The 21,575-nt window shown below is 42.7% G+C and carries 25 protein-coding genes; 4 read left to right on the forward strand and 21 right to left on the reverse strand.

Annotated features, from left to right (window positions below; translation table 11 throughout):
• Position 1: 1 nt before the first annotated feature.
• Positions 2–565 carry a UbiX family flavin prenyltransferase gene (locus FC61_RS05510; protein ID WP_021741966.1) on the reverse strand — a complete coding sequence of 188 codons (564 nt, stop codon included), beginning with the start codon at positions 563–565 and terminating at the stop codon, positions 2–4.
• A 14-nt stretch (positions 566–579) separates the two neighbouring features.
• Complete coding sequence (locus FC61_RS05515; protein ID WP_021741965.1) at positions 580–2,046, reverse strand: UbiD family decarboxylase; 1,467 nt, start codon at positions 2,044–2,046, stop codon at positions 580–582.
• A 117-nt stretch (positions 2,047–2,163) separates the two neighbouring features.
• Here FC61_RS05515 and FC61_RS05520 point away from each other — a divergent pair, with 117 nt between their 5' ends.
• From FC61_RS05520 to FC61_RS05535, 4 genes are all read left to right on the forward strand, one after another.
• Entirely contained in the window at positions 2,164–3,045 is an 882-nt protein-coding gene (locus tag FC61_RS05520; RefSeq protein ID WP_011668667.1) for a LysR family transcriptional regulator, read from the forward strand.
• A 91-nt stretch (positions 3,046–3,136) separates the two neighbouring features.
• A complete protein-coding gene (locus tag FC61_RS05525; RefSeq protein WP_021741964.1) occupies positions 3,137–3,547 on the forward strand; it encodes a peptide deformylase in 411 nt (136 codons plus the stop codon).
• Between the two features lie 270 nt (positions 3,548–3,817).
• On the forward strand, positions 3,818–5,542 hold the full coding sequence (locus tag FC61_RS05530; protein ID WP_021741963.1) for a phosphatase PAP2 family protein: 1,725 nt from the start codon (positions 3,818–3,820) through the stop codon (positions 5,540–5,542).
• A gap of 140 nt (positions 5,543–5,682) precedes the next feature.
• Complete coding sequence (locus FC61_RS05535; protein ID WP_021741962.1) at positions 5,683–6,027, forward strand: iron chaperone; 345 nt, start codon at positions 5,683–5,685, stop codon at positions 6,025–6,027.
• Between the two features lie 84 nt (positions 6,028–6,111).
• Here FC61_RS05535 and FC61_RS05540 read toward each other — a convergent pair whose 3' ends face one another.
• The 19 genes from FC61_RS05540 to FC61_RS05630 form a co-directional block, all read right to left on the reverse strand.
• The gene (locus FC61_RS05540) at positions 6,112–6,900 is read right to left on the reverse strand and encodes a tyrosine-protein phosphatase (RefSeq protein WP_021741961.1); all 789 of its coding nucleotides are present in this window, start codon (positions 6,898–6,900) and stop codon (positions 6,112–6,114) included.
• Positions 6,901–6,918: 18 nt separating this feature from the next.
• Positions 6,919–7,362: a EutP/PduV family microcompartment system protein gene (locus FC61_RS05545; RefSeq protein WP_035464671.1), complete on the reverse strand. Its 444-nt coding sequence runs from the start codon at positions 7,360–7,362 to the stop codon at positions 6,919–6,921.
• A gap of 14 nt (positions 7,363–7,376) precedes the next feature.
• A complete protein-coding gene (gene eutJ / locus FC61_RS05550; RefSeq protein ID WP_021741959.1) occupies positions 7,377–8,222 on the reverse strand; it encodes an ethanolamine utilization protein EutJ in 846 nt (281 codons plus the stop codon).
• 49 nt (positions 8,223–8,271) lie between these two features.
• Positions 8,272–8,595: a BMC domain-containing protein gene (locus FC61_RS05555; protein ID WP_197712737.1), complete on the reverse strand. Its 324-nt coding sequence runs from the start codon at positions 8,593–8,595 to the stop codon at positions 8,272–8,274.
• A 74-nt stretch (positions 8,596–8,669) separates the two neighbouring features.
• On the reverse strand, positions 8,670–9,113 hold the full coding sequence (locus FC61_RS05560; protein ID WP_021741957.1) for a cupin domain-containing protein: 444 nt from the start codon (positions 9,111–9,113) through the stop codon (positions 8,670–8,672).
• Positions 9,103–10,239 (reverse strand): ethanolamine utilization protein EutH, encoded by a 1,137-nt coding sequence (gene eutH, locus FC61_RS05565; protein ID WP_021741956.1) that lies wholly within the window; start codon positions 10,237–10,239, stop codon positions 9,103–9,105. The genes FC61_RS05560 and eutH overlap by 11 nt, the downstream gene beginning before the upstream one ends.
• Before the next feature lie 31 nt (positions 10,240–10,270).
• Complete coding sequence (locus FC61_RS05570) at positions 10,271–10,546, reverse strand: EutN/CcmL family microcompartment protein (RefSeq protein WP_021741955.1); 276 nt, start codon at positions 10,544–10,546, stop codon at positions 10,271–10,273.
• Between the two features lie 21 nt (positions 10,547–10,567).
• Positions 10,568–11,179: an ethanolamine utilization protein gene (locus FC61_RS05575; protein ID WP_021741954.1), complete on the reverse strand. Its 612-nt coding sequence runs from the start codon at positions 11,177–11,179 to the stop codon at positions 10,568–10,570.
• A gap of 9 nt (positions 11,180–11,188) precedes the next feature.
• Entirely contained in the window at positions 11,189–11,824 is a 636-nt protein-coding gene (gene pduL / locus FC61_RS05580) for a phosphate propanoyltransferase (RefSeq protein WP_021741953.1), read from the reverse strand.
• Positions 11,825–12,475, reverse strand: a complete 651-nt coding sequence (locus FC61_RS05585) for a hypothetical protein (RefSeq protein ID WP_035464668.1) — start codon at positions 12,473–12,475, stop codon at positions 11,825–11,827.
• A gap of 38 nt (positions 12,476–12,513) precedes the next feature.
• Positions 12,514–12,822: a BMC domain-containing protein gene (locus FC61_RS05590; RefSeq protein WP_021741951.1), complete on the reverse strand. Its 309-nt coding sequence runs from the start codon at positions 12,820–12,822 to the stop codon at positions 12,514–12,516.
• Positions 12,823–12,850: 28 nt separating this feature from the next.
• A complete protein-coding gene (locus FC61_RS05595) occupies positions 12,851–14,326 on the reverse strand; it encodes an acetaldehyde dehydrogenase (acetylating) (protein WP_021741950.1) in 1,476 nt (491 codons plus the stop codon).
• Positions 14,323–14,916 (reverse strand): BMC domain-containing protein, encoded by a 594-nt coding sequence (locus FC61_RS05600; RefSeq protein ID WP_021741949.1) that lies wholly within the window; start codon positions 14,914–14,916, stop codon positions 14,323–14,325. Before FC61_RS05600 ends, FC61_RS05595 begins: the two co-directional genes overlap by 4 nt.
• Before the next feature lie 14 nt (positions 14,917–14,930).
• Positions 14,931–15,584 (reverse strand): ethanolamine utilization microcompartment protein EutL, encoded by a 654-nt coding sequence (eutL, locus tag FC61_RS05605; RefSeq protein WP_021741948.1) that lies wholly within the window; start codon positions 15,582–15,584, stop codon positions 14,931–14,933.
• Between the two features lie 35 nt (positions 15,585–15,619).
• The gene (gene eutC, locus FC61_RS05610; RefSeq protein ID WP_021741947.1) at positions 15,620–16,543 is read right to left on the reverse strand and encodes an ethanolamine ammonia-lyase subunit EutC; all 924 of its coding nucleotides are present in this window, start codon (positions 16,541–16,543) and stop codon (positions 15,620–15,622) included.
• Between the two features lie 16 nt (positions 16,544–16,559).
• Positions 16,560–17,924 carry an ethanolamine ammonia-lyase subunit EutB gene (locus FC61_RS05615; RefSeq protein ID WP_021741946.1) on the reverse strand — a complete coding sequence of 455 codons (1,365 nt, stop codon included), beginning with the start codon at positions 17,922–17,924 and terminating at the stop codon, positions 16,560–16,562.
• Between the two features lie 32 nt (positions 17,925–17,956).
• A complete protein-coding gene (eutA, locus tag FC61_RS05620; protein ID WP_021741945.1) occupies positions 17,957–19,390 on the reverse strand; it encodes an ethanolamine ammonia-lyase reactivating factor EutA in 1,434 nt (477 codons plus the stop codon).
• A 116-nt stretch (positions 19,391–19,506) separates the two neighbouring features.
• The gene (locus FC61_RS05625; RefSeq protein ID WP_021741944.1) at positions 19,507–20,946 is read right to left on the reverse strand and encodes a sensor histidine kinase; all 1,440 of its coding nucleotides are present in this window, start codon (positions 20,944–20,946) and stop codon (positions 19,507–19,509) included.
• Positions 20,946–21,515, reverse strand: coding sequence for an ANTAR domain-containing response regulator (locus tag FC61_RS05630; RefSeq protein WP_021741943.1), 570 nt, complete (start codon positions 21,513–21,515; stop codon positions 20,946–20,948). Before FC61_RS05630 ends, FC61_RS05625 begins: the two co-directional genes overlap by 1 nt.
• Between the last annotated feature and the right edge of the window lie 60 nt (positions 21,516–21,575).

Below are 21,575 nucleotides of genomic sequence, written 5' to 3' on the forward strand. Positions count from 1 at the left end.
GCTAATCTCCCTCCCAACGCTTAGCGGTCACTTGCTGAATGCCAAATGCATCCAGTATCTTCATAGTCTGATGATCCACTAAGTCTTGAATGGTTTGTGGCTGATTATAAAAGGCGGGAATAGGTGGAATAATTTGCGCGCCTAGCTTGGCTAGTTTCGTTAAATTCTCTAGATGAATCACACTCAGTGGCGTTTCCCGTGGGACAATGATCAATTGTCGGCGTTCCTTAATAGTTACATCGGCAGCCCGCGCAATTAGATTATCACCAAACCCATAGGCAACACCCGCCACCGTTTTCATGCTAGCGGGAACAATAACCATCCCATCGTGTAGGAATGAACCGCTAGCAATCTTAGCCCCTTGGTCCCGATCACTGTACGTGTAGTCGGCCAACGCTTTAACTTGGGCTAATGTATAACTTGTTTCTAATGCCAAGTTTTTGGTGGCCCACGGACTCATTACCAAATGTGTTTCAACGTCTGGCTTATCCCGTAACTTTTTTAACAAATCAATCGCGTAAATCGTACCGGACGCACCAGTCACCCCAATCACAATCCGTTTCATCAGCCATCACCCTTTTATTTCAAATATTTTTCCCAGTCAGCAACTGGCTTAAACTTCGCGCGTTCAAATTGTTCCCTCATATCAAAGGGTACCGTGCCATCAATCACCAACTTCGATGACATGCCTCGCGTTCGAATAGATTTCGGATCATACTCTGGTCGTTCCGACGGGTCCAGTGGGTGATTCCGCATCCCCGGTAATATCATTAAATCCTGATCGGCCTGGAAACGCGTATTCACGGTCCACATCACATCGTTCATATCAAAAATATCAACGTCTTCATCCACCACAATAACTGTCTTCAACTCTTTGAACGCCGAAAATGCCAGCAGTGCTGCTTGCCGCTGAATACCTTCATCGGCCTCATCATCCTTATGGATCTGCATAATTGTCATCAGTTTCCCTCCGCCTGCAGGTGGATTATAAACATTTAAAACTTTACCCGGAATAGCGCGATCTGTTAATTCTAAGATGCTCGCTTCGGTGGGAATTCCTGCCATACTGACATGCTCTTCGGATGGCCCAATCACACTTTGCATAATTGGATGCTTCCGGTGAGTGACAGCCGTTACTTTAATGACCTGTACGGCTGGATTAGCATCACCGTCGTAACCCGGAAATTCAGGCATCGCCTTACCTGTCTGGGTATTGATATCCTCTTGCATCCGTTCGTTGGGCATGATATACCCTTCCAACGTGAATTCAGAACGGGCAATAGCATTTTCATCAACGGTTAGCGCTTTGGTCAGACCCACAGCTTCTTGTCGGATCGCACCAGCCACCCCCAGCTCGTTATACCCCAATGGTGTAGTTGGTGGCTCAAAGGTGCACCCAATCGTAATGGCCGGATCTAACCCAATATTAATCGTGATGGGCATCGGCTTATTAGCGGCCTCGTATTCTTTAGCAAAGGCACCAATATGCCGACCACCAGGCATAATGTAAATCCCTAACTTGTCTTTATCTTCTAGAACCATTCGGTGAATCGTCACATCCGACATAGTCTTGGCCATGTTAGATCCCAACACGACACCCACTGTAATGTAAGGCCCCGCATCTTCCGGTGTATTCGTAGGTGCTGCAACGAGTTTACGAATATCAAAGTCCGGATCAGTGGCCTTGTGAACCACCTCGTGGGTAGGTGCGTCAGTAACCATCACTGGGGGGATTGGTTTTTCAACCGCTGTATTTAGAAATTTTCCCAGGGTTTGGTAATCATGATGGAACATGAGTCCCACTCGTCGCCGACTTGCCATTAATCCCATTAGGACTTTCGTATCGGAGAAGCCTTCAACGTTATTAAACATCATTGCTGGACCTTCTTGCGTCGGCCGTTTTACCGTCCCTCCAGCACCAATATAGCGGTAAACACCAGCCAATTCAGCATTTGGATTCACAGCTACGTTCGTCTCATGGTACTGGTTGGCATGGGTTTTTAGCTCGGCCAATACTTTTCGTAAATCATAAGGATCATTTACCATCAGATTACCTCCTATAAGTTGCTTACAATCACCACTTTAAGGCACAAAATCCTTGCGAACAACTCAACTTTCGACTAATGTTATGCCTAAATGGAATAATAGGAAGAAGGTTCTCCAATGACTATCGACGATTTTTACAGTTTCATCACACTTTATAAAACGCGCAATATCTCTGATGCTGCTATTGCCTTAAATATCACACAATCTGCGCTATCAAAACGATTACGGAACATGCAACAAGAACTAGATACCGCCTTAATTTCGACACGTAACAAACGCCAATTAACCATTACGGAAAGTGGTGAAGTCTTTTTTCGTTACGCGCAAACGCTGACTGCACAGTATCAATTACTCCAGCAAGAACTACTAGATTACCGTGAACTTCGGCGTGGTACGATTCAGATTGGCAGTGTGCCCGTCATGGCTCAGTACGGTCTGGCCAGTAAGATGAGTCAATTCATGCAAGACTATCCTCAAATTAACTTTTCTTTGGCAGAATTAGAGGGGGCTGACCTCTTAACTCAGCTTCAGCACCAATCGTTTGATCTCGGTATTCTACGCGACGTTCAAAGTCAACAACTGAACCACTCACAGTTCGATGCTGTGACTTTAACCGATGACGAACTTAAAGTCGTTCTCCCTAGCGATCATCCGCTGGCCCACCAAACCAGCATTCAACTCCCTGACTTGCGCCCCTTTGATGTGGTAACACTCAGTCCCGGTTCCGGTGTTTATGAACGAATCAGCGAGCGCTATCAACAAGCTGGCTTCACGCCTAATATTCGTTTTTCCACACCGCATATTGAAACACTGCTGGCAATGATTGCCCACACAGATCGTGTGACTTTCCTTTTTGCCAAGTCAGTTGCCCCCTTTATGACAGCGGATTTTGTCATGCGCCCGTTCACTGATCCCATCATTAGCCACTTACAATTAGTTTATCCGCATGGTACTCTATCACCAGCAGCACAGCGGTTCATTCATTATCTAACGGACTGACCGCCACGTTATCGCGCAGACTTTCATGCTATACTAAGATAATAATTGACGCACGAACAGCTCAAAAAATATCATTTATTGGAGGATTCCCATGATTAAATCCGTTGTTCACGATGAAGCACGTCTAGTACAACGCTCGCAACCAGCAACCCAAGCAGACGGCCAAACAATCACTGATCTAATAGATACCTTACGAGCGAATCAGGAAAATTGTGTGGGAATGGCGGCCAATATGATTGGGGTTAACCGTCGAATTATCGTCGTTGATATGGGTATCTTACCAGTAGCGATGATTAATCCAGAGATTACCAAAATGGCTGGGCCCTACGATACACAAGAGGGCTGTCTTTCTTTGTCAGGTGAGCGACCAACCCACCGATTTAAAACGATTGACGTTACTTTTTTGAATCAAAACTTCCAGAAACAACGTCAGACTTTCACCGGATTTGTCGCCCAGATTATTCAACACGAAGTCGACCATTGTAATGGCATCCTGATTTAGGCCCCGTCAAAAAGCGTGCTACGTCTGAGCGTAGCACGCTTTTTGACTACAAACATCGCGTGTCATATCTATTATAACTTGGCTGGATCACTTATTATTTAAAAATTAATGAACCCGCTTTTTCCGGCTATTACCGATTGATAATGTACTATTTATGTATGGTTTGTGTATCATTTTCATTAACCCCACTGACAATTCCGAAAAAGTTTGATACATTGATCTTGTACCTCGATGTTAACCTCCCCAGACGGATGAAAGGCGGGATTCTTTATGAAAACGAATCAGCATTCTTGGTTTCAAAAGGCTCTGGTTACCGTTTCTATCGCGGTAGTAACCTTGCCGTTTGCTATTCAAAGTGCCCAAGCAAAGACCACTGATGAGTTAGCACCTCACGCAGCCGCTTACGGCTACTTTGTCGATCATTATCGCCAAAATATCGCCGGCCACACAACCGTGCAAAACAATCCGGTCGTTGGGGAAATGAGTCCATTTTCTACATACTGGTCTAGTGGTCAGGCCCATGATCCCGATATTCTTAATCAAAATATCGTTCAATCAGCCATAATTACCCAACATCGTACAGACGCCGAGGCAACCCGATCCTATTTGACCGATCGTCGTGATCTACGCTACAACCTAATCTCCGGTTTAGGGCCGTACGCTACCACCTTCATTAAAAATGCTAACGCCCAGACAGATTTCACTACCATGCCAACCACTCCTCTACCGGCCAACGCTCCTTATAGTAAGGTTGAGTGGGCCGATCCAACTTCAACGCTGGGATCGCTGGTAAAACTGGTTAACACAACCGCGCATTCCCCATTTTCTGGAACAGGTGTCGTTAAGCATGTAGTCAAATACATTCGCCCCTACCGGCAAAATCCCCAAGTTAAAGTACTACCAGCCCTGTCAAATGTGATGGCCGCGGCTAAAAGTGACGATTACGACTTTCCAAGTGGTCATACAACTGCGGCGTTTGAAACCGGCTTAACGTTGGCCTACGCCGTACCAGAACGTTTCCAAGAGCTCATTACACGGGCTTCGGAGGTGGGCTACGACCGCGTACTGGCCGGTCGGCATTCACCATTAGCGGTTATCGGTGGTCGTCTGGTTGGAACCGCTATGACCGCCGCCGTATTGAATGACCCTGAAAATCAGGATCTCAAACAACAAGCCTATCAAGTTGCCCACACAAGCGCTCTATTAGACAGCAAAGCGGCTACCGCTGGAGATGATTTCAGTAATTACCAAACTAACCGCACAGCCTACCAATCACGACTGACTTACGGTTTTAAACCAAGTGGTGATACTCACCAAGCCATGCGAGTGCCTAAAGGAGCCGAGGTTCTATTAGCTTCACGGTTACCGTACTTGTCTACTAACCAACGGCGCGATGTCCTCTACACGACTGGACTACCCTCAGGATATCCTGTACTCGACGATACAGAAGGCTGGGGACGCTTAGACCTTTTCTCTGCTGCCAACGGTTATGGTGCCTTAAATCAGCAGGTAACCATCACCATGGATGCTAAGCGAGGCGGCTTTAATGCCCAAGACACTTGGCGTAATAATCTGACTGGTCAAGGTCAACTTGTTAAGAAGGGGACCGGAACACTAACCCTAGCCGGCAACAATCAATTTACTGGCGGCGTACGGCTTAAAGCCGGAACGCTGAATCTAGCTAGCCCAACAGCCGCCGGTAAGGGAACTATTATTCTCAATGGTGGTACACTACAGGTTACTAAAAACTATACCCACTTGGGCGGTCAATTCCGCCAGTCAGCTGGACGATTAGTCGTCACACCTAGTTCCCACCTAAAAATAAAACATACTGCTAAACTGGGAGGAACGTTAGCACTCACGAAAGGACATTTAAAAAACGGCACCAAACTGATGACCTTCCAAGCGCATACTGGCAAATTTAAACAGGTTACTGGACTTCCTCATGGTTGGCACGTTCACTATACAAAACACGCGGTATCTTTAGCAAAATAGGTTGCGCGTGCGATATTGCTTAAAAATAACGCCCCCGGCAATTTTAGTGCCGACAGCGTTATTTTTAATTACGCGCTCATGAAAATTACTTTACGTTTGCTATACTGAAATTAATTCATTTGGGAAACGGAGAGCTCATCATGACAATTAATGACTATTTAATCGATATTGATTCAAATCATCAAGCCGACTTCACCGCTCTATATCAATTACTTCAAGATTTATTACCAAATGCCAGTCAAAAGATTAGCTATGGCATGCCAGCTTTTTATTCTGGCAAGCATCCCATCATTTATCTTGCGGCCGCTAAAAATCATCTGGGACTATACCCCACTTCCGGACCTATTAAACATTTTGCCGCCGCACTCAGTTCATATCGAACATCCAAAGGTGCCATTCAAATCCCATATAACCAGGCACTGCCGGTACAACTGATTACAGATATTGTACAATTCCGATTGCAAGAGTTGAAGACGGCTGATTAATGATACCTACCGAGTGCTATGGTCTTATTTCATTCAGATATAAAAATCCCAATCGATAATAATTGGGGTTTTTATGCCTGTAGATCAATTTAGATAGATTTCTTTCAATCGGGTCATCTCTGCTATCGTTATCCCTACTACTTCATTTAAGTAGTTTTGCATGCCACCATACTCAACCTTAATTTTATATAACGCTTGATACAAGTAACTATCTTGAACTACGGATAAATCTCGAACCGACTGGACAAAAGCATCACTCACTTCTGCCTTTTGGGCATCATAAACCCGTGTTGCTATCCGTCTTTGAGACACCCGATTCGTTAACAAATAATCCGCTAATATTTGTCTCGGTTGAACACCCAACAGTGACAATAGCAAAACAGTTAAAAATCCAGTGCGATCCTTGCCGGCCGAACAATGGAATAAAATCCCTGCATTTTCTCCATAGCGTAAAAGATATTTAAAAAAGCAGTGATAGGCTTGTTGCACTTGCTTCTGATCGGCTAAGCGTTGGTATGCCGTCAACATTTGCCGATAACCACCCATTTGATCCGTCGCATACTGTCTGCGTAATTTTTCTGTGGCTTGTATACTTTCCGTTTCGTCATCATCAAGGATAGGGAGATGTTTAAACTTAACCCCATTGGGCAAACAATCTGGAAATTGAGCGAGTTCTGCTGTAGAACGCAAATCAATATCTACAGTAACGCCTGCTTCAATTAATTTCTGTTGGTCACTCATGTTTAAATTTGCCAGATGACCGGCTCGAAAGACTTTATGCCACTTGATTGTATGTCCATCCTGCGTCTGATAACCGCCCAGATCTCTAAAATTATCACCATTCACCACGGGAATAATACGATTATTTCTCATCTCCTCATTTCCTCTCCCTTAGTGGCTAACTTCCAAGTAGTCAGCAATTGCTTGAACGCCTTGATTATCTTTAGCCGATAAACAAAACACTTGATCGGCACCTGCACTTTTTAATTGATCAATGGCCCAATCAATTTCAGACTGATCTTGAGCTAGGTCCAGCTTAGTCACAATCCCTACTTTAGGTTTGGGAAACATACTGCCAAATCCCGGTGAAAAAGTCTGTCGATGATCCGTCACACTTTGCACTAGTATAATTACATCTGCATCAACGGCCGTTACAGTCAGCGCACTGTAATACTCACGATGTTCCATAAATTCACCGGGTGTATCAATCATTCGATTATGTCTATAAAACTCAATAACTTGTGTTTTTTTATAAGCGATTGCGCGTCCCATTAATCGCTGGCACAAAGTCGTTTTTCCACAGGCCACGGCGCCAATAAAAATAGGCTTCTTCATCCAGGCTCCTCCTTTCAATCATGATCGTACATGGCAATTCCTAGTGGCGTCACAAATTGAGGAAACTCAGGCTTCTGAGCTAACATCTTTAATGTCTTACTAAACGTTGTCACAAAGTCCGTAAAGTTAATTGCCCCACCAACAACAATAACAGGTTCATTAGTCGGTATTTTTGTAGCATTTAACACAATCATGGCCATCTTTTCAACGACAGGTCGCACAATTGAGAACACCTCCGTCTCACGTTTGGAGTCTCGTTTTAACGCTTCTGCTTCTTCAGAAGAAATATGAAAATATCCGGCCAAAACTAGTGTCATATGAAATCCACCAGTCGCTTCATCCAGAACTTCCATCAACTTTCCTTGGCTAAAAATACTGACTCCTGTTGTTCCTCCGCCAATATCAATCACTGTTCCGGATTCTATTTGCAGAAATGTTGCCGCTGCCGTTGGCTCATCCACGATCTGTCGACAGTCAAACCCTGCGGCTTCAATAACATTGCCAACAATTTTAGTTGCGCCATCCCCAGTACCCGGAGGAATAGCACCACAAGCCGTTTTTAGTACCGTTCCTAAAACTTTCTCTGCCTTTGTTTTTAAGCGTTTTAAGATCTCAACTGATTCCATAAAATTTACAACAATTCCGTCTCGGACTGCATGATCATATTCAAATGCACCATATAAGGGTCGATTTTCAGTATCCAGAACGGTTAGAACAATTGATGACGTTCCCAAATCAATACCAACGCGTAAATGTTCTCGCGAATCTATTTGACGCACTGCATGATCTGTATTCACCACCGTAGCAAATTGTCGTAATTGTTGATTAGCATCTTCTAGATTTACCTGTCTGGTTTCCATTAAATTTCATCCCCGACCCTATCGTGTTTTTACCACCGGTTACGCCATCCTACGTTCGTGTGATCTTACAAACTGAAAAATCCAATATGTCATGTAATTGTTCCACAATTTGATCCAATGAGGCTTCAACCTCAGAAACTTCTCCGCACAACACAACTGAACCGCTGAATCGATCAATAAACCCCAGGTCAACACTTCCCGATTTGGTGGCTATATCACTGGCAATAATTGAAGCTTCACTTGGAGTAATCGTTAAGATTCCCAATGCCGTGTTTGTTTCATCTAATCCAAGTTTTTTAAAAACATCCTTGTCAGGATTAGCAATAACGTGGGCAAGCGTAATTTGCTTACCAGGAACATACTCTTGGATCATCCGCTCGGGCTCTGTACGGTGCTCACTTGTGCTGGTTAATCCCATGATGTCTTAGCCTCCTTTCCCACCATCACTTAGGCCTGATTAGCCCAATCAGCTGGGTATGTGATATAGATAAATCGCGCTGATGTTTCTGCAGAAAATTTAATTTTGCTGCCCTTTGGAATTAAAATCAATTGACCTGCATTGGCGGACGCTGTACCATTCTGACCAATGACCTTTAATGTTCCGTCTATGACATAATCAACCTCATCATAGTTTAAGGTCCAATCAAAAGTACTATCCTTCATCACCATCAATCCCGCTCCCAGACGTGGACTTTCTGTTAAGTCAAAGAAGTCTTTCGTATAAACTTGGTCGGACGGGTTTCCAGTATCCATCCGATCATCTTCGGATACATTCCACGCTGGTAGATCTATGGAGACTAACCCATCTGGGGTAAGCGTTTTTTTAATACTCAATTTTTCAGTCACAATCTGTCGTACAAGTGCTTCAATTTGCTCTCGATCAATGTTCATCCGTTATCCCTTTCCCTTCTGTTACCTGTTTTTCTGGCTTCTCTTGTTTTCCTAAAACTCTATTGGCCATAAACATCGCAACGAAGATGGCTGTAATACCTGCAACCAACTTACTAACAATCATTGGAAAAATCATTTCCTTAGCAACACCTGCGGTAAAACCGAGGTGATCTCCAAAGACAAAAGCTGCTGATACGGCAAAAGCAACATTAATAATCTTGCCACGGTCATCCATATCCTTCATCATTTCAAACATAGGAATATTGTTCGCCAATGTGGCCACTAATCCAGCAGCAGCTGTCTCATTCATTCCCATTGCCTTTCCCAATTTAATTAAAGGTCTGCGAAAGACCTTGGTAATCACGTAGACCAATGTAAAAGCTCCGGCCAACGTCATCGCAATGCTGCCGACAACCTGAATACCGCCCCGAACATCAGCAATTCCCGGTATCACAGTTACGCCAACCATGGATTGAATTGCTCCTAATGCAAGTCCAAAAGTACCAATCACGATAATCGCCTGACCAAATACCGAGAATCCCTTAATCATCGCTTCTGGTTTAAACCATAACCCCATGGCAATTAAAACGGCGAATAAAATGATTGGAACAATATTCTTCAATACCGAAATAATTGGCATGCCCATCATTAGTCCACCAACAAAACAGCCAATTGGAATCGTCACCATTCCAGAAAGAACCCCCGTTGCTAAGAAACGATGATCTTTCTTATCAATAATGCCAAGCGCAACTGGAATCGAAAATACAATTGTGGGACCCATCATTGAACCCAGAATCACCCCAGCAAATAGACCGGCCTGTGGATCTAGAGCCATCTGTTTTGCTAACTGAAAGCCCCCCATATCAATCGCGATCAAGCTTGTCGCAAACATAGATGGGTCTGCTCCTAAAGCCCGATAAAGTGGGACAACGACTGGCGATAATAATTTGGCCAAAATCGGTGCTAAAATAATAATTCCGACCATAGACATCGCTAAGGAACCCATCGCCATAATTCCTTCTTCAAACTTCTCTCCCAAACCAAATTTATTGCCAATCATTTTATCGAGAGCACCCAAACACATAAAGAGCACCATGACGTACATAATAATTTCATTAATTCCCATAATCAAATGACCTCCTTCCTAAATTAAACCATCATCGTTCATCAATCGAATCGATAATTCCGATAACCGTTGCATCAATTGGTGCGCGGCTCTTCTTTTCAACAACTCGCGCACCAGATCCTTCAACCACCAGTACTTTTTCGCCAAAACCAGCACCAACTATATCGCACGCAACAATTTGTCTAGTCTGCCAATTTTGATTATCCACCCGTTGATCTGTTACATTAACCAGTAGAAAACGAGCACCCGACAAGGAATCGACCTTTTTGGTTGACCATAGGTTACCTACCACTTCGCCAATCACCATGTTGTCAATCTCCTTTCGTCGTTACTTACGTCGCTGTTTATTAGCCCAGTCGGCCGCTTCATCCGTTAGTATTTCATTGGGGGCCAAGAGCTTTTTTCCAACTTGCCAACGCTGCTCTAACTCTAAACGACTAATAAACTTTCGCTTAATACTCGTTTTAGTCTGACGCTTTTGTATGATTTGAAATTGCCGACTAAACACATGGTCATCACTTATAAAGTGCACATTCATTGTTTCAAGTGTCTGTAAGGCTGCTTGAATTTGCTTCCAGACGGTAAACTTTGCTTGTCGCCGATAACTGGTTAAATCAGGGAAACGACTAAAAATCCAAATTGGTTTTCCTGCTAGTAAAAAGTCGATTGCCATCCCCGTCACTTCATCAATTGTAATTAGTCTAACAATCGCTAATAGTTGGGAAACCGTCAGTTGACGAAGACAAAGCAGGATAGCATCGCTATCCTGCTTTGTCTCTAACATAAAATGATCGTCAGCTGAAAGCTTTTTCACATAAGGCGCAGGATACGTTTCAATTTCTCCTTGGAAGAGAATTTTACTTTTCGTAACGTCTCCGAGTCGCGCTACGACTTGATTCGTAATTACTTGAATAAGCTCTTCTAATTCAGCAGACTGCATTTTTAAAACCTACTTTTTATAAATTGTTCCACGCATGCCTTTAGTCAACCCACAAGCATTGGCCTCATCAAAGTCAATATGCATTCGTGTTGCAAATCGATCACTAACCCGAATAACCACATTTCCAAAGATTAATCCTCGGTCACCAGTCGTTTGAACCTCCACAATATCACCATTTTTAACACCGAACAGTCGAGCATCATCGGGGCTCATATGGATATGCCGCTGAGCAACAATGACACCTGATTTAATCTCAGCGGTTTGACCGTTGGTACTTACTAATGTTATGCCCGGTGTTTGTTTCAAATGGCCACTCTCACGCAGTAATGGCTTAATACCTAAAACTCTAGCATCCGTCATCGAGAGCTCGACTTGCGACTGTTTACGTGCTGGTCCCAATACAGCAACATTTTCAATTTTACCGTTTGGGCCCACCAAGGTTAACCGTTCTTTGGAAACGAATTGTCCTGGTTGCGACAATGGCCGCGTAGGAGTTAATTGATACCCCACCCCAAACAACATTTCAACTGTTGCCTGATCCAGATGAATATGCCGAGCAGACGCTTCAATTTCGAACGACGTTTTGTTTCGCAACTCTGAAACAATTGCCTCTACCACTTCATTTAAATTGTCCGTCTCTGTCACCTACCTTTCTAAAATCTTTTGTGTCCAAGCTTGAATCTGATTTTGCCACTGAATGATTGCGCGACAGTAAGTCGCTTGGCGTAATTCTGGTTGAACTTGAATATAATCACCTAAACTAAATGCAACTTGTCCCACACTACTCTGTAACTGTTGAACCAATAGTAATGGTGCTTTGCTAAGATCAAAATCGGTTAACTTAACTTGATCTATTGGATAATCTTCATTAGCCAGAACTTGATCGAACGATTTCGTTAACAATTCATTTACAAATTCGGCCATGGTCATCATCTGAGATTGATCAATAACTCCGATCTGTTTATCTATTACGGTTAATAAGAGTAGAAATTGCTCACGTAGTGTCTGCTGTAACCGAATTAACGGTGAACTTTCTTGTGCCAGTTGACCAAAATTAACAGTTCGTGTGGCTACCCGTAATGTCTCTAACCATGAATTAGGGGACGCTGTTTTCTTAGACTGGACATCTATGGATGACCCATTTGTTTGTTTAATCTTAACGCGATGTTCACCTAGAAAGCTTCGCGCAGCTGGGGTTAAAATAGTACCCCTTGGTAAGGTTAATTGATCTTGATTAGCTAGTTTATTTTGCCGCATTAATTGTCTAACCGAATCTTCAGTTAATAATTTTTCCAAGAGGCACCTCCTTTCACGAATCTAATAAAGATTATTCACTAATCTTCATTTAGGTCAGCATTGTCACCCAACATGTGTGGTAAGATTGCGTCTACTTCATTGTGTGGCCGTGGGATAACATGAACCGAAATGAGTTCACCGACCTTTTCGCTGGCTGCAGCGCCCGCGTCGGTAGCTGCCTTAACTGCCCCAACATCACCACGAACCATGACCGTGACTAATCCAGCACCGATCTGTTCCTTACCAATTAACGTTACATTAGCTGCTTTAACCATTGCATCAGCTGCTTCAATTGCACCAACTAAACCTTTTGTTTCAATCATTCCTAAAGCATTTGTGTTCGACATAATATTTTCCTCCTAAATTTAATTAATGTTATTGAATTTTTGCTAATACCTGACGTACCAATTCTTCGACGAGTTGTTGTTGGTTATTTTCTGATATGGCCGATGTGTGGGCCACACCTGCAGCTGCACCACGAATATCTTCCAGTTCTCGCACGCCGATCGCAACTCGTTTCAAATTCAGTAAGTTTAATGGGCTAATGTTATCCGAACTGGCACTGCCGCCGATAGCGCCGCACCCAAGTGTCAACGCCGGATTCAACCCGGTCGTTGCCCCGATACCGCCTAACGCTCCCGGTGTATTAACTAACACACGTGATGCCGGTACCATAGCAGCATATTGGCAAATCAATTTATGATTTTCGGAATGCACGATTGCCGTATGGCCTGCGCCTTCATTCAGTAAAAGCTTGTTAGTTAGATCAGCAGCAGCCTGCATATCCTTAACTTCAAAATATGCCATAATTGGGGTTAACTTTTCTCGAGAAAACGGATCGTTCTTGCCAACATTTTCGGCAGAATCACGAGCAATTAAAACCCGAGTTTCATTTGGCACCTCAATTTTTGCTAAATTGGCAATAACTTGAACTGACTTTCCGACAATTTGAGGATTCATCGTCCCATCAACACGTAGGATAAAGTGCGACACTCTTTCTTTTTCTTCATCACTTAGAAAATAGCCGCCCTGTTTTTCTAATTCTCTTCGGACTTCTTCCTTATTAGCATCCTCAACAATCACAGATTGTTCAGAAGCACAAATCGTTCCGTTATCAAATGTTTCTGAATCCATGATTCGTTTGACAGCCAAAGATGCATCCGCACTCTTTTCAATATACGCAGAACCATTACCAGGCCCTACACCTAAGGCTGGTGTACCTGAAGAATATGCAGCATGGACCATAGCAGTCCCGCCAGTTGCTAAAATCAACTTAGTTTCTGCATTGTGCATTAATTCATCAGTACCTTCTAATGTTGGTGCTGTCATGCCAGAGATAAGACCAGCTGGTGCTCCTGCCTGGTAAGCCGCCTCACTGGTTACACGAATGGCTTCCAAAATGCATTTTTTAGCATTGGGGTGGGGAGAAAAGACAATTGCGTTTCCAGCCTTAACAGCAATTAGTGCCTTATAGAACACAGAAGATGTCGGATTAGTTGAGGGAATTAACCCAGCAATAACACCAACTGGAACGGCCATATCAATCGTCTTATGTTCTGAATCTTCGCCCAGAATACCAATGGTCTTTAGATCACGATATCGGTCATTGACGGTCTTCGAGGCAAATTTATTCTTAATGACTTTATCCTGCCAAATGCCAAATCCGGTTTCTTCTTGCGCCATTTTTGCTAAGCGCTCCGCATTGGCAACACCCGCATCCGCAATAGCCTGACAAATTTCATTAACTTTCTGTTGTGAAAATTGGCTAAAAATTTTTTGGGCCTTAGTTGCTTGATGAAGTAATGTTCTTACTTCTTGAATGGATAGTAAATCAGCATCTGTTAAACTCAAGACTCATTCCTCCTTTGTAAATCATCAAGGATCGCTTGAACCAAGGTTCGTTTGGTCCCCATTTTGATTTGTTTCTTCGTGAGCGTCTGAATATTCATGCGATAAGCCTGCTTACGCAGGTCGACAACCCGCATTTGCTCTAACGCCTCTCTATCAGTTACCCAGTTCTCCTGCGAATCAACCGATTCAATTGCCACATGTGACTCCACAAGATTATCAGAATCGTGACTGGCTTCCGTTTTTGGGGAGTTAATATTATCGATTTCCTGTTTGCTTTCTGGGAACTTGGACATCACTACTTTTTTTAATTCTGGTGTTGGCGACTGAATCATCGCATTAGTTTGACCATCCATACGAGCAATCACATGCTCAGATATCAAACAGTCAAATTGATCAATACTGGCAATACCAGCATCAACACCTGCATTAACAGCTGCAACATCTCCCGTAAGTAAAACCGTCACTAAGCCTCCCCGTGTAATCCGAAGATCTCGTAAGTCAACTTCTGCTGCTTTTAACGCTGCATCTGCTACCACTACTGCTCCCAGAAAGCCTTTAACTTCAATCATGCCCAGACTTTCAACCGTCATTTCTATTCACGTCCTTAGCCAACAGTGGGATTGTCAGCAATTTCTTTTACTGCTGTTGCAAATGCATCACAGGCAGCCTTACAGGCGGACTGACTTCCGGTTAGTAAAGCTCCACCAAAGTTAGTTTCCGAAGGTGGCCCATAGAGCACGCCCAGTTGTACATCAGCCGCTTTCATCGCAGCATCAACCGCATAAATTGATTCTAACGGCGGAGCAATCAAATAGGCAATTGCCTCTCCCTCAGGTGTATTGGCTACTTTTGACAGATAACTACCCGTCCGTGAAATTGTATGGGCAAAATAGACAATACTATCGTCTTCATTGGCACTAATAAAGTGTGCTTCATCTTCAATTACACGAATACAAGCATCTAAGCCACTGCGCACCTCTGCTGGACTTGGCCCACCTAGAATACCAATAACTTCACCAGCTAATTTAGTTGATGCATTCTCAGCGCCAGCATACATACTCTTTCCGTAAACAACCTCAACATCTGCTGTTTTGGTTGCCTCGTCTAAAGCCACGTAAGTTACATCATCACAATCTGCTGTGATTAATCCCAAACTTTTAATATGATTAGGTAAATTTAAGGACTTTGCCAACTCACTATCCACATTGGGAATTAATCTAGTACTAAGTACATTAGCCTTGATCGCACTATCCTTCACTGTGTCATTCCTCCTTTCAACGCTAGGGCATTAACCTAAGCACCGGCGTTTTCAGCGGTCTTCAGGTCAATTCCTGACTTCTTCAACCGCACCATCTTATCAAGCAATTCAGCGATATAGGCACCCGCTTCTACGGCCGGCAAACCACCATCGTGAATATTAGACACAACGGTCCGATTAGCTTCTGGCATGCCAATAGTTGGCTTATAGGCAATGTAAGCACTCATCGAATTAGCCGTCACTAACCCCGGCCGTTCACCTACCAACATGCAGACAACATCAGCACCTGTCAGTTCACCAATTTGGTCTTCGGCACCAACCCGGGCGTATTTTACGAAAATAACATCTTTAGTTTCAAAACTAAGCCCGTAGACTTTCAAGCCTTGCTGAATAGCTGGAATAATCTCTTTAACGTTTGCTTCAATAGCAGCGGAGCTTAACCCATCGCCAACTACCATCTGAATTTTTGGATTGGGAGTCACCGATTGTTTGATTTTATCGGCCGTTTCATCAGAGAACTTTCGACCATAATCAGGACGGGTTAAAAACTCATCTTTAGAAGTACAAGTCGTCTGCGTTTCCAAGAAGCCCATATCCTTTGGCAACTGTGGATCTACGTCACTAAACACAGCATCTTGTGCCGCAGCATGATCAGCGCGGAAGCGTAATACTGAGGCCGTCTTATAGCGGGTACCCACACGGCCCATTCCCAAACGCGCTGGCGTAAAGGATTTAATCTTCAAATAGCCATTCCGGTCATGCGGATTATCCTGCAAAAATTGTTTTTTTAAATCAATCTTCGTGATATCTTCAAGAACATCATCTGTAACAGTCGATCCATTAGTCGGGGCTGATTTCACTGGATTGGCATCTGCTATTGCAGTTGTGTCCGACTTTTTGTCTTCCGTCATATCCGCTAAAATATTTTCGATCATTGATTTTAAGTCTTTTTCATCCATGTTGAGTCACTTCCTTTTAGTTTAAGAAAATCGAAGCATCACCCGCACGAGCCGTCAACTTACCATTTTCAAGAATTCCCATGTTTTCCATCCAGTCTTCAAATTCTTTAATTGGATGGTAACCAAAGATATCACGAATCGTGGCCGTTTCTTGAAAACCAGTCGATTGATAGTTCAACATCACATCATCTGCGTGTGGAACCCCCATGATATAATTACATCCGGCGGCACCCAATAGAACAGCTAAGTTTTCACCGTCATTTTGATCAGCTTTCATATGGTTGGTGTAGCAAACGTCACACCCCATCGAAATGCCCTGTAGTTTACCCATAAAGTGGTCTTCTAGTCCTGCACGAATAACCTGTTTGGAATTATATAAGTATTCTGGTCCAATAAATCCAACCACTGTGTTGACAATATAAGGATCATATTTCTTAGCAAATCCATAACAACGCGCTTCCATGGTTAACTCATCGGCCCCAAAGTTCGCTTCAGCCGATAGTTCTGAACCTTCACCCGTTTCAAAATACATCACGTTAGGACCAGCCGCCTGTCCTTCATGTAAACCCAAATCGTAGGCTTCGCTTAACATATCAGCATTAATACCGAAGGCAGTATTTCCTTTTTCAGAACCTGCGATTGATTGAAAAATCAATCCAGCTGGTGCTCCGCGACGAATGGCTTCCATTTGCGTCGTCACATGTGCCAAAACCGAACACTGCGTTGGTACATCCCATTGAGAACGGAACTCCTCAAATTTGTTCAAAATTTTGGAAACGCTATCAACCGAGTCATCATTAGGATTCAATCCAATCACTGCATCCCCGACACCCCAGCTCAATCCTTCCATAACCCCTGCCATAATCCCATCAATGTTATCCGTCGGATGATTTGTTTGCAGACGGGATGAGAACGTTCCTGGCCGTCCAATAGTTGTATTAGCCGTTTTTTCCACGTGGATTTTTTTAGCAGCAACAACTAAGTCCATATTTGTCATTAATTTAGTCACAGCCGCTGCCATTTCTGATGTCAATCCGCGACGAATCCGCTTAATATCATGATCTGTTGTCTGATCTGATAAAATCCATTCACGTAAATCAGAAACCGTCCAGTTCTTAATTTCATTAAAAATTCTTTGATTAACCCCATCGATGATGATACGCGTCACCTCATCATCGTCATAAGGAACGACTGGATTATTATAAATATCATTCAATGATAATTGTGCCAATACAACCTTAGCAGCAACTCGTTCTGTCGCATCCTTAGCAGCAACTCCGGCTAACTCATCCCCGGATTTCAATTCATTGGCCTTTGCCAACACTTCTTTAACCGAACTAAAACTGTATAACTCGTCAGATAATCTTGTTTGTAAAATCATTCTGTTGCCTCCTTTGCAAATAAGTTTCCTCTTTATCCAAATACTAGTGTCTTAACAATTACTGGCAAAACCTCCCCGCCCGCTACCGGCTCGCCAAGATCAATGTAATCACCATTTTCTACCCTGACGCTATCAATACATACAAACGGATAACGTTCTGGAAGCTGTGAAAATAAACTATGTCCCAATGCTTTTGCCATATCTTCGTGAACCATAATAATTAGAGGTTCGTGTTTGTTAATCAATTCTTGGGCACCTTTCACAATTCCAGCAGCATACCGTTGAATATCTTGAAAACTTGGATTGTGTTTTCCAGTAAATGCCAAAGCCACATTGCTCAACTCATTTTGAACCTTATACCAGTTGATCCGTTCCTCAACCGTCTGAGCTAATTGTGTCTCAGTAACATCTTCATCACTCTTAGCTATCTTTAAAATTGGTAAGTTACGCAAAGGTAAGATATCATCGGTATAAGCAATCGTACTGCCGGTCACATCAGTTGTATGTGAGCCTGCTCCAACGACCGTTGCGCGAATTGTTTCTACTGACGGATAAACCGTTTGCTTCTTGAATATTTGTGAATGCCGAACGCCGTGGCCTAAAAGCAATCCAATGTCTCCATACCGAAATACATCGGCCGGGAGCTCTTCATTTAAACAATCGGCAACACCTCCCGAAAAAGTAATTCCATCAATCGTTTTATCTAAATGGAGATCATGATTGGTGATAAAGCGCTCGAAGTATGGATTCTTTTCACCGAGGCCAATACTATTTTCTAAGATATTAACTAATACATCGATAATCGGTTGTAACTGTTTTGGTGTCACAGTCATTCCTTTATGGATGCCCAGCCCTAAGTCTTGAATCAATTGCATAACTTTAGGAGAAATATAAGTTACTTCTTTTGTTTGAGGTGATATTTTAATTAGACGTCCACCGACATCAAAACAAGCTGTGTCCAAAATATCCTCATCACTAAAGAGTCCTAAATTACTAGTGCCTCCACCGATATCCATATTAACCACGTTGCAACGATGTTCCTTAGCTGTGACGTTGGTTCCCGCACCCTTTCCGGCAATAATGCTTTCTAGATCAGGACCTGCGGTTGCCACCACAAAATCACCAGCATAACCACTTAAAGCCTGAGTTACTGCACTCGCATTCTCTTTTCGTGCTGTTTCACCTGTGATAATTACAGCGCCCATTTGAATATCATGCTTATCAATTCCCGCAGCTTGATACTGATCTGCAACAAACTTAGTAATCGCGGCCGCATCAATCTCGGTTTGGGTCGCCAGCGGTGTAAAAATAATATTACTTTTGAAGATAACCTCTTTTTTCGAAATGTTAATTCGAGGCACTGAAAAAGCAGAAGCAAAATTTTTCACAGTCAACCGTGATAATATTAATTGCGTTGTCGATGTTCCCAAATCAATACCGACACTCAAAATCTGGTCGTCTGGCATATGTTCCCCCTCCCTTCAAAAATAAAGAGCTTAAAACCAAAGTATCTTCTCAACAAACCTATTGCTAGTTTTGCAAAGAATACTTTGATCTTAAGCCCCATTGCTTTAACGCAACCTCAATGTCGCGTCTTTTGATCAAATGAAAAACTAATATCCGTCCCTCGTGATGATGATTCAATTTTTAATCGGCCTAATAACTTGTCTTTGACGTAGCTACGTATAATCGTTAAGCCCAAACTGCCCGCATGAGTCTGATTCACATCAAATCCCACACCATTATCAGTGACGCGTATTGTAATAATTCCCTGATTAACAATCCCCTCGATAGTAACCTGTCTCACTCGATTTTCTATCCTAGGGTATGCATGAGAAATCACGTTCTGCAGTAGCTCATTAACAATAATCGATACTGTCACAACTTGTTCACTATCTACTGTAATCCTTGGGTCAACATTTAAGTTAACAGTTAATTCATGACTATCATCACTCAATTGCTTAAAATGTGCGACTAGTAAATTTAAAGCCGACTGTAAATTTGTATAATCATCAAGTTGTTTAGACATCAATTCGTATGTTGATGAAATTGCCATAATCCGGCTGATGCTTTCATCTAATGCTTGCTTAGCTTCAATCCCATGCAACCTTCGCTGTTGAATCCTCAGTAGCGAAATAACCGATTGTAAATTATTTTTCACGCGATGATTAATCTCTCGGATAGCTACCGACTTAGAAATAATCTCGGCTTCTTTACGTTTTATATCCGTCTTATCCTGAATCAAAACGACCAACTGTTGATTTTTTTCATTCCAGAACTTTCGAACTGTAAAAAAGTAATTCAAATAATTAAAATCCGTTGTAATAGGTCGATGATTGGTTTTTACTTTCTGTAATGCTTTTAAAACATCATGAAAACGTGAACCATCTAAAGATAGATTCTCATAATCCAAGCCAAGAATGTTACCGATATAACCCACTTTTTTATATAACGCAATTGCCGTACGGTTAGCTAGAATCAGCCGACCAGTTTGATCGAATCCTAAAATAGCATCCGCCAATTGATCCGTAATAGCACTATCAAAACGTCCAAACATTTTAATTGTGGCCGACACATCGGTGTATCTAGACCGTGTATTTTCACTTTGAAAACTTTCTAGAACATCTCGTGAAACGTCTGCCTCAACTATCGTTACGCCAATAGTACGTTCTCCACTAACAATTGGATAAATTTTCTGGCGAATTAACCGTTTCTCCTGCGTTTCGGCCAATAATCCTACCGACGTTAACTGCGTTTCTAGTGTGTGAAAAACACCAGGTTCATTGGTCCGTAATGCCGCCTTTCCAATGACTTTACGTCGATACAATGACAAACCTTCTACCGGCAATTTGTGATAAACAACAACTGCCTGATTATTGAATTCATTACGAACATCAATGAACACATCGAAACCGCGATAAGCTCGTGCCTGTTCAATTTGCTTGGTCTGCTCGACTAGAACGTTAATATCAGCCTCACTTAAACTCGTATACTGTTGACATAATTCCTCTAACTCGCCCATCAATCATCCACCACAATCAGCTTCGCAATATCACTCATTGACTGTCGCTTACTCATGCTTAAATTCCGTAACATTTTATAAGCTGCCTCTTCTGACAAATTATTTTCTTGCATTAATACCCCCTTGGCTCGTTCAATTAGCTTCCGTTGTTCGAGCTTGGTATCCAATGCATTTACTTTATCAGTTAGCTGTTGATCACGTTTACCACTGGCTAAGCCAACTTGTATAGTTGTGAGCAAGGACCGCTCTGAGAGTGGCTTTACTAAATAACCAACGGCTCCTATCTTACTGGCCATATCCGTATCTTCTTCATCACTATATGCTGATAAATAAATAATTGAATGTGTCAGTCGATCCTCTAAGATCTTCTTTCCAGCCTTCAATCCATCCAACAATGGCATACGAATGTCCATGATCACCAAGTCAGGCTTCTGTTTTTGACAAATTTCAATTGCTTCAAATCCATCTCCACCTTCACCAACGACCTCATAACCAGCTTGTTCAACGATATCCCGAATATCCATTCTAGTAATCGGTTCATCATCTATAATCGCAATACGTTCATTCATGATAAATAACTCCTTATCCTAATAATTATTCTTCTTACATAGTAGTTAAATATAAAATGA

Source organism: Levilactobacillus brevis ATCC 14869 = DSM 20054 (assembly GCF_001433855.1).
Classification (GTDB): Bacteria; Bacillota; Bacilli; order Lactobacillales; family Lactobacillaceae; genus Levilactobacillus; species Levilactobacillus brevis.

Excerpts from the sequence above, each read along its gene's own strand:
- FC61_RS05530 (WP_021741963.1), top strand. The coding sequence starts at position 3,818 with ATGAAAACGAATCAGCATTCTTGGTTTCAAAAGGCTCTGGTTACCGTT.
- eutA (WP_021741945.1), bottom strand. The coding sequence starts at position 19,390 with ATGCCAGACGACCAGATTTTGAGTGTCGGTATTGATTTGGGAACATCG.
- FC61_RS05540 (WP_021741961.1), bottom strand. The coding sequence starts at position 6,900 with ATGAGAAATAATCGTATTATTCCCGTGGTGAATGGTGATAATTTTAGA.
- FC61_RS05525 (WP_021741964.1), top strand. The coding sequence starts at position 3,137 with ATGATTAAATCCGTTGTTCACGATGAAGCACGTCTAGTACAACGCTCG.
- FC61_RS05600 (WP_021741949.1), bottom strand. The coding sequence starts at position 14,916 with ATGACGGTTGAAAGTCTGGGCATGATTGAAGTTAAAGGCTTTCTGGGA.
- FC61_RS05570 (WP_021741955.1), bottom strand. The coding sequence starts at position 10,546 with ATGGTGATTGGCGAAGTGGTAGGTAACCTATGGTCAACCAAAAAGGTC.
- eutC (WP_021741947.1), bottom strand. The coding sequence starts at position 16,543 with ATGGATGAAAAAGACTTAAAATCAATGATCGAAAATATTTTAGCGGAT.
- eutH (WP_021741956.1), bottom strand. The coding sequence starts at position 10,239 with ATGGGAATTAATGAAATTATTATGTACGTCATGGTGCTCTTTATGTGT.
- FC61_RS05545 (WP_035464671.1), bottom strand. The coding sequence starts at position 7,362 with ATGAAGAAGCCTATTTTTATTGGCGCCGTGGCCTGTGGAAAAACGACT.
- FC61_RS05510 (WP_021741966.1), bottom strand. The coding sequence starts at position 565 with ATGAAACGGATTGTGATTGGGGTGACTGGTGCGTCCGGTACGATTTAC.
- FC61_RS05520 (WP_011668667.1), top strand. The coding sequence starts at position 2,164 with ATGACTATCGACGATTTTTACAGTTTCATCACACTTTATAAAACGCGC.
- FC61_RS05590 (WP_021741951.1), bottom strand. The coding sequence starts at position 12,822 with ATGTCGAACACAAATGCTTTAGGAATGATTGAAACAAAAGGTTTAGTT.
- FC61_RS05575 (WP_021741954.1), bottom strand. The coding sequence starts at position 11,179 with ATGCAGTCTGCTGAATTAGAAGAGCTTATTCAAGTAATTACGAATCAA.
- FC61_RS05515 (WP_021741965.1), bottom strand. The coding sequence starts at position 2,046 with ATGGTAAATGATCCTTATGATTTACGAAAAGTATTGGCCGAGCTAAAA.
- FC61_RS05535 (WP_021741962.1), top strand. The coding sequence starts at position 5,683 with ATGACAATTAATGACTATTTAATCGATATTGATTCAAATCATCAAGCC.
- FC61_RS05555 (WP_197712737.1), bottom strand. The coding sequence starts at position 8,595 with ATGATCCAAGAGTATGTTCCTGGTAAGCAAATTACGCTTGCCCACGTT.
- FC61_RS05615 (WP_021741946.1), bottom strand. The coding sequence starts at position 17,924 with ATGATTTTACAAACAAGATTATCTGACGAGTTATACAGTTTTAGTTCG.
- FC61_RS05630 (WP_021741943.1), bottom strand. The coding sequence starts at position 21,515 with ATGAATGAACGTATTGCGATTATAGATGATGAACCGATTACTAGAATG.
- FC61_RS05625 (WP_021741944.1), bottom strand. The coding sequence starts at position 20,946 with ATGGGCGAGTTAGAGGAATTATGTCAACAGTATACGAGTTTAAGTGAG.
- eutJ (WP_021741959.1), bottom strand. The coding sequence starts at position 8,222 with ATGGAAACCAGACAGGTAAATCTAGAAGATGCTAATCAACAATTACGA.
- FC61_RS05560 (WP_021741957.1), bottom strand. The coding sequence starts at position 9,113 with ATGAACATTGATCGAGAGCAAATTGAAGCACTTGTACGACAGATTGTG.